This window comes from Sulfurimonas sp., assembly GCF_016744025.1.
Lineage (GTDB): Bacteria > Campylobacterota > Campylobacteria > Campylobacterales > Sulfurimonadaceae > Sulfurimonas.
The window spans coordinates 1-8,465 of the sequence record NZ_JADGFC010000114.1 but is presented as its reverse complement, the minus strand read 5'-3'; the positions used below and the strand labels follow the sequence as shown (position 1 = coordinate 8,465).

Annotated in this window: 5 protein-coding genes; all 5 read left to right on the top strand. The window is 33.2% G+C overall.

The genetic code is table 11. The annotated features are described in order from the left end of the window. A partial coding sequence (locus QZZ48_RS12635; protein ID WP_294966448.1) for a hypothetical protein occupies positions 1–649 on the top strand: 649 nt, incomplete at its 5' end. Between the two features lie 2 nt (positions 650–651). Continuing rightward, a complete protein-coding gene (locus QZZ48_RS12630; protein WP_294966446.1) occupies positions 652–894 on the top strand; it encodes a hypothetical protein in 243 nt (80 codons plus the stop codon). Between the two features lie 11 nt (positions 895–905). Beyond that, positions 906–1,595, top strand: a complete 690-nt coding sequence (locus QZZ48_RS12625; RefSeq protein ID WP_294966444.1) for a hypothetical protein — start codon at positions 906–908, stop codon at positions 1,593–1,595. A 52-nt stretch (positions 1,596–1,647) separates the two neighbouring features. Beyond that, positions 1,648–8,076, top strand: a complete 6,429-nt coding sequence (locus tag QZZ48_RS12620) for an SNF2-related protein (protein ID WP_294966442.1) — start codon at positions 1,648–1,650, stop codon at positions 8,074–8,076. Between the two features lies 1 nt (position 8,077). Continuing rightward, the coding region (locus QZZ48_RS12615) for a hypothetical protein (protein ID WP_294966440.1) at positions 8,078–8,465 on the top strand (388 nt) is incomplete at its 3' end.

Genomic DNA, 8,465 nt, shown 5'->3' with positions numbered 1-8,465 from the left:
ACTTACTTTTTCACCCTATGATAAAACTAAACAAATAGAAACATTTGGAAGTATAGAAGCTCACTTATATGAGGCAGGTCTTTCGATGCAAGAAGTACAAACCATAAATACGATAACAGAACTTGTATCTTTATATATGACTATTGTTGGGATACCTACTTCTTTTTCTATGTTGCAAATGGGAAAAGTTGTTAGTTTAGTTGGGGCTATTAAATTGGCGACTGAGATTCGTGATATTGTGAATACTGTAGAGAAATTAGGAGCAAGATATGGCATAACAAACAGTGATTTTGAGATGGAGTTTGATAAGCACTATGGAGGAGATGGAGATACTCAATTTGCTTTACAAAAGAGCACGGAAGTTTTAGTAGCAAAGGCAAGATCAACTAAAATTCAACTAAGTGATTTTTTGTATGGCAATCTTTTTGATTGGATGCCAGGGGGAATCTTCTATGCTGCCATTTATGCGGGAGGAAATTTCTTTAATTCAACAGGAAGTTTAGCTCAGACTAGATTTGTGGGAAATGGAGATAAAAACATGAATGATGAATTGTGGTTAAGGATGGGTGTTTATGGTGAAACACCAAGAAAAAAACTAGGCTCACTTGCAGGGGATGAAGGCTTTAGTGTAGTAAATTTTGGAGGTTAAAGATGTGGGATTGGATAACAAAGAACTCAAAAAACATAGGTGTTGTAGGTAATTTAGCATCAGGAGCTGGGTTGGCATATGGTACATATATGCAAGGTAAAGAGGCTAAGAGAACAAATGATATAAATATTGATATTTATAAAAAGCAAAGAGCAACTCATGATAAAACTCAAGCCAATTTTGATGCAGCAAGTGCCGCAGTTTTTGGAACTGTTAAAAAGAAAAAAGATAATTTGGTTCTATAGGAGAAAAGATTATGAAGTTAGGATATTTACCAGCAGTAAATGCAAATAGTCCAAAAGCAGGACTTGGTTTTGGTTTCGCTGCAATAGGAAAGAGCGTAGCAAATATAGGAAGACTGGGTGATGAGGCAAACAAATATGAAGATAAATTAAAGCTAGATAAAAACACTAGTGATAGACAAAATAAACAATTAAAACTCACTCAAGATAATTTTGATTTAAAGCAAAAGGATTATGATAGATTGGTTGAAGTTGCTAGTGATAAAAAAGCAGATGAAACAACGAGAAAAGGAGCTAGCATCTCTTTGTTTCGCAAACTTCATCCTAAGTTTACAAGTAAGTTAGATGACAATGAGGTGTATGAATTTGGACAGCAAATAGATAAACTTTTACCAAAAGGCAAAGAGATAAAAAAGCTTGATACTCGCGTAACTCCCGAAGGCAATAAGATACTTACTTATGAAGTTGATGGAGAAATAGTTCAAAAAAATCTTGGAGCAGTTAAAACAGAATGGGGAAAAGACAAAAGTGAAGTTCCTGAAAACCACGTTTCAGTTGGAAAAGAGTTTTATGAAGAGTATGCAGATAGTGGCAATGTTCATAAAATTGGAAAAAAGTTTTATGCTCCAATTAACTATGTAAACATGAAAAATAGAGACTACATAAAGGACCAGCACAAGGTTGATAATCTAGTTTTAGAATAATATACAAAATATAGGAAAGCTATACCTTAAAATAAATAAAAAAGGTATAGTTATGCCAACTATCAGAGAAATACTCGGAGTTAATTCACTTAATAGTTTAAAAAAACAAGGATTAAGCGACAATACTATAATAAGTATTGCAAAAGAAACACGAAAAAATCAACTTAAAATGCAAAATGCAAGAAAAGATGCATTAACTTTAGACTCTACTTGGATGAGAGGTGGACTTGGTATTGCAAAAGGTGCTATAGAAAATGTAAGAGGATATACAAAACTAACAGAAGATATAATAAAATCTAAACCAACAAAGTACTTACAAGATTTAGAAAAAAATAATATAGCATTAGATAATCATTCTACACTGCCTTCTAATTTTTCAAATCCTTTAAATACAACACCAAAACTAAAAACTAATTATAAATATAGCAAGCTTACAGAATCTTTAGGGGGCTTTTTAAAACGAGTTGAGACTGCTGAACGCAACTATGCCATTGTAAATCCGAACAAAACAAATGTTGCAGGATTTGCTGGAGAGATGGCTGGCGGTTTTGTGGATCCAATTAACATTGTTCCTATTGGAATCGCTAGCACTGCAGCAAGATTGTTTTCTCTTTCAGCTACAGGAGCACTTAGTGGTGGAGTTGCTGCTTATGGTGGTGAGAGAGATGTAATAGAAGGTGCAGCACTTGGAGCAGTCTTTACTCCAGTGATAGGAGAAAGTTTACGCTTAGTAGGGAAAGGTGCTTCAAAACTTTGGGCTAAAACTAAAGATAGAAAAATCACAGAGGCACAAAGTAGTGAAGAGTTTGAAGAGATAAACTCAAATGAACTTTTTGATAATGAGCTTATGAAAGTGCATGGTGAAGATGGCAAAGTAGTAAGTGACAAGCATTTGGATTTTCAAGAGTTTTTTCAAGAGAATTTAAAAAATGAATCTTTACATGTAAAAGAGCAAGTTTACAAAGACCTTAGTGAAGGCAAAGCTAAAAGTGTTATAAAAAAAGATATATATGAAGATTTAAAAGAGTTTAAGAGATATGATGAGGCTCTTTACTCTCTACAACAAAGAGAACAAAGTTTGCCAGTTGTTGAAAAAATGTTTAATCAAATGAGAGAAGACATATTTACATCTATTCGTGAATCAACACTAAGACATGATGGCATGAAAAGCACTTCAAGAACAAAATTACAAACTGATCCAACAATTACCACGCCTGAGCTTAACGCTTTTGTAAATGCTTCTCATCCACCTAGTAATAGTGAAATAAAAATAACAAATATGATAAATGATGGTACTCCAGTAGAAAATCGTTTTGCTGGATGGAATGCTTTACATGCACTTAATATAAGCATAAATAACCCAATAAGAACGCCTGAAGAGTTTAGTATAACTCTAAAAAATGCAGGATTTAATAGCGATGTAGTAGAAGTGTTTACAAAATCATATGTAAACAAAGATATATCATTAGCACAAAATTATTTTAGTGAAAAAGTAGGTTTGAAAAGTAGCGAAGAATTAACAATAAAGGGAGAAGAGTATGAACAAAATATTGCAAGAAGAGATGCTGAAAATCATAGAAAAGAAGATGAGTCAGCAAGAGAGAATTCAAGTTATGGAGATGATGCACAAAGCAGAACAAGTGATGAATACAGCACTGACGAGAACTTTGAAAAGCCAAGCAGCAATGATGATACGAGAACCAATAGCGATACTAAACAAGGTATTGGGGTTGATAATAAGAAAGATGGGTTATCCCCGGAGTCTAAGCAAATGGGAGAACAGCAATCCACTGGGAGTGATGGTTCAGACGTTCCCTCAGATAGAAGAGACAGCGTGGTATCAGGCGAAGATGGCAGAGATATTAAATCCAAGGGGATAGAAGATGTCAAAGATTCAAAACAAAAGACAAAAGAGGAGATTAAAGAGAGCATTTCTGATAAAGATAATGGGTCTATCACGGATAGACCGGTGGATAAAAAGAAAGAAAAAAATATATCTTTACAGGAAGCTGCACCAGTTGAGCTAAGTAAGCCTAAAAGAAAAGAGATTAATTCTAAAGTAGATGAAATTCTTAAAAAAGAAAAAATAAGCGAAGATGAAAAAGAGATACTACGTCAGTACACTGGTAAAGGTGGCATAGAGAGTGGGACCAAAGGGAGTTTGAGTGAGCATTATACACCTTATGAAACTGTTAGAGGAATTTATAGTGCACTTGATAGCTCAGGGTTTACTTACAAAAAAGCATTAGAGCCAGCAGTGGGTGTTGGTAACTTTGTAGGTCATAAGCCTAAGCTTGATTGGACCACAGTTGAGCTTGACAAAACAAGCCACGAGATAACTAAAAAACTCTATCCTGATGGAGTTCACTACAACAATAGTTTTGAAAGTTTTAAAGAAGGAGATTTTGATCTAGTTATATCTAACGTTCCTTTTATAGAAAAAAGAGGTGCTGGGAGCCTTAACAATAGAGCAGATGTAAAAGCTCTACACGACTACTACTTTGTTAGTGCAGTGGACAAAGTCAAAAATGATGGTGTAGTTGCTTTTGTGACAAGCAGAGGCACTATGGACAAAGTAAATTCAAAAATCAGAAAAGAGATAGTAAGTAAAGCTGATGTTATAGGAGCGTATAGACTTCCTTCATCTACATTCTCTAAAAATGCACATACAGAGGCTATAACTGATGTAATCTTTTTACAAAAAAGACCTAATGGAGTAGAACCAAGAGCAGATATAAAAGAGGCTAATGAAGCCTTTGTAAAATCGTCTAAGAGTGAAGATGATATTTACATGAATGAGTACTACAAAAAGAATCCTCAAAATATCTTAGGCGACATAACACCAGGTGTTAATAAAATGTATGGTGGTAAAGCTTATGAGATAAGTGGTAAAGCTGACTACTCTAAGATGAAGTTAGACTATAAAAAGTATGCAAAAGATACAAGCAAAAAAGCTTTACATGTAAACAAAGATATTCCTACAAACTCTAAGATGTTTGAGAAGTGGGCAAAAGATGAAGATGTAGAGTACTACTCAAAAGGCAAAGAGAACTTTTTTGTAGAGGACGAGAAAGTATTTGTTTTAGATAAAGAGGTAGAGTTTAGTGACATAGAAGGCTCGGCGAAGATATACAAAGACATATCACAAACAAAAGATGGCAAAAAAGTTCAAGAGTTAATAGCTATAAAAAAGGCTGGTGAATCTCAAAATAGTATTTTAGGAGAGAGTTTACTCAAGTCTTACCAAGACAGCTATAAAACTCATCCATATAAAGACAAATCATTAGGAAAGTTGTTTAGAAATATAGATGAGAGTGAGAGAGTTTATGAGCTTGGCAGCTACTTTGATGAGAAGTTTAACTTAGCAGAGACCTTTTACAAGCAGACAAAGTTTAGTGATAGTGGGAAGATGGAAATAACTTCTAAAAGTGACATCTCTTCTCGTATGATTTTTAATGAAGACATAAAAGGATCTGTTGATTTTACTTTGGACAATAAACATTTAAATGATGGAGATTTTTATAACTCTTTGAAAAAAGGTTACTCAATAACTGCTAAAGGAAAAGTTCAAAATGACATCTTATATCAAAGTGGAGATATATATAAAAAAATAGATGATTTAGCAGCTCTTAGTGATGAGTATAGTAGTGATGGAATTGTTTTAGAAAAAATAGAGGCTCAACGAGGGTTACTTGAAGAGTTATTGCCAAAGAGAAAGAGTGTAGATGAGTTTACACTAAGAGGAGATGAAGAGTGGCTTAGTAAGAATGGAATTGAGCTTTATCCTTTTAGTAGAGATGTCAAATGGATAAAACAAAAAGTGGGTGGAGAGCGTAAGTTAGTAGAAATAACTACCAAATTTGGCGATGAGTTCAACAATTTTGTAAATAATAGAGTTTTAGTATCAAGAAAAAAAGAAGAGAGTTCAACTGCATATAATAGAAGAATGAGAGACGCTAAAGATGTTGTTAACTCAGTACTTGACGGAATAAAAGAAGATGTCAAGGGAGATGAAGCTCTTTTAAACAAAGTTGAGAGCATATATAACAGAACTTATAATGCTTATGTGAGTCCTGATTATAAAAAAGCAACGTATCTAATACAGGATGTTTTAGATGAACTTCCAGCAAACAGACAGTTACGTTCTCATCAAGCTCAGTGGGTTACTCAAGCTATATTTGAGGGTAAAGGAATCAATGCTCATGATGTTGGTGGTGGAAAAACTCTCTCAGGTGTAGTATTAGCTAGAGTTATGAAAAAAAGAGGTATAGCAAAAAAGCCTCTTATTGTAGCTCCTGCAAAGGTTCTAAAGAATTGGGAAAAAGAGATAAAAAGTATCTTTCCAGAGTCTAAAATAATCAATCTTTTTTCACTCGATAAAAAGAGTAGAGATAAACAACTCTATACTTTAGGAAATAGTGAAGCAGATTTTGTTTTAATTTCACATGAGGGTTTTAAACATCTAAAATTACCTTCACATGTAGAACAGGACTACTCTTCTAAACTTTTAAGAGAAAGTATGTCAGCTGATAATCTGAAAGGAAGAGCTGCTGCTTTAATGCAAGAGAAAATAGATAAGTATCTTCAAATACTCAAAAACAATAATGCAAATAAAAAAATAGATATAGATGCTCTTGGAATTGATGCAATTATAGCAGATGAAGCAAGAGGTTTTAAAAACATAGGTGTAAATTCAAAACTAGTGCAAAACAAACTAGGAAAAGCTTTTACACTAAAGTCTAAGGACAAAGGACTCGTTATACTTGACAGTGCTAGTGCTTATGATTTTAGGTTTAAAACAAAGTATATAAGCTCTAAGAACAATGGTAAAAATATCTTTATGTTAGATGCTACTCCTACTCCAAATAAGCCAATAGAGATATATACAATGTTAAAACACTTAGATGACAACATCTTTGATGAGTACCGTATAAAGAGCGATATAGACTTTGCCAATAAGTTTTTTGATTTTGGTGCGAAGATGAACAAAAGAGGAGATTATGAACCTGGTCTCATTGCCATCAAAGATGCAGTAGCACTTAGGTCCATCATGGATAGATATGTAAATAGAATTTCTATGAGTGAGTTTAAACAAAAAGGTTATATAGACATACCTGATGAGAAGATGAATTCTCATTATTTAGATGCTAGTGATGAAGTGGATGAAGTTTTTGCAGATATACAGACAAGACTTAAAGAAGCTAAAAGTGATAAAGAAAAAAGAAAAGGATTGATGGGTGTTTTTTCTGAGGCAGTTAGTGCTAGTGTTGATCCACGAGTTTATCAAAGAGGTGGCATAACTGATTTTATTTATCCTACTAGCGAAAACAATAAAATAGAAGCAGTAGTTAAAGAGGTGTTAGGAAGAAGAGCCAAAGATAAAAAAGCAGGACAAATAGTCTTTTTAGACAATGCAGGGCATGAAGTCACTAAATTTAGAGAGATAGATGAAGTTACTTATAGTTCTACTTTAGAGAAAAATCTACATCAAGAACTAAAAGAGAGATTTGTAAAAGGTGGATACAAAGCAAATGAGATAGCCATCATAAGTGGTAAAGAGATAACAAATATTAAAACTCACAAAGAAGTAAGCCAAACAAGTGGTAAGCGTGGGATAGAACTTAAACAAGAGATAGTTGATGCTTACACTAGAGGAAAAATAAAACTTATACTTGGTACTACCAAGAGTGCTGGTGAGGGTATGAATATACAGAAGTTTACAACAGATATTCATCACATGGATATTCCTTGGACACCAGCTGAAATCATACAGCGTAATGGTAGAGGTGTAAGAGATGGCAATATATATGATGAAGTAAATATCCACTACTACTTTCAAACAGGCACTTTTGATGAGCTTATGTACTCAGTTGTTAGTAAAAAGAAAAGCTGGAATGAGGCACTATGGGACAGTGAGGTAAAAGACAGAATAGAAATAGTAGATGAAGGTGGTGGAGCAATGCCAAGTGAAACAGAGATGATGCTTCAGATGGAAAAGGATCCTATTGTAAGAAGAAAATTAGAGTTAAAAATAGAGCATCAACGTTTAACAGACGAGCATGATGTAGTTATGGAAGAAAAAATGTTTTTAAAACGCAAGATTGAAAACTCTAAAAGAAATGTAATTGCTTTAAACCAAGAGATAAAGAGTTTGGAAGAACTCAAAAAGTCTACAGCACCAAACAAATACCTCAAAGATTTATTAGAAAAAATAACAAAAACAAAAGATAAAATTAAACACAAAGCTTGGAGTGATGAGTATGATTTAAAACTTGAGGGTAGTAGAAAAAACATAGTTAAAAGAATAGAGTCCAAACAAAGAAGAATACTTGAAGAGACTATGGGTGAATCAAAGGCTAAAAAAAGTATAGAGCAGAGTGAAAAAGATAGTTTGAGCGTTAAAGAGAATCTAAATGCTTTTGAAGATAAGTATTTAGAAAATGATGGAATAAAAATAGAGCTTGAAAGGGAGGCTTGTTAAGATGGATTGTCATGGTAAAAAGGGATTAGAAAAACAGAATATACTTTTTGATGGTATTAGAAACAATGAGTTTAAGACTATAGAAGATTTAGAGTTTCTAAGAGATGTAGCTAAAAAGTTTGAGAAAAAGAAATTTGATAAAAGTATATTGGAAAAGGATTTTATAAAGAATCCATACAAAACAAAAATTGAAGATTTAGTTAAAATAAAGTTTAAAGAAGTTATGAAAAAGCTAAGTGGTCATAATGCTAGAGATGAAGACAGAACACATTTAATAGGACTTATAAAAGACACTTTAGATGACCCATTTTTTGTAGTAGACATAAAAAACCATAAAAATGAACGCAGATATTATGCTCCATATATTGACCCAAAAGACAATCTAGTAC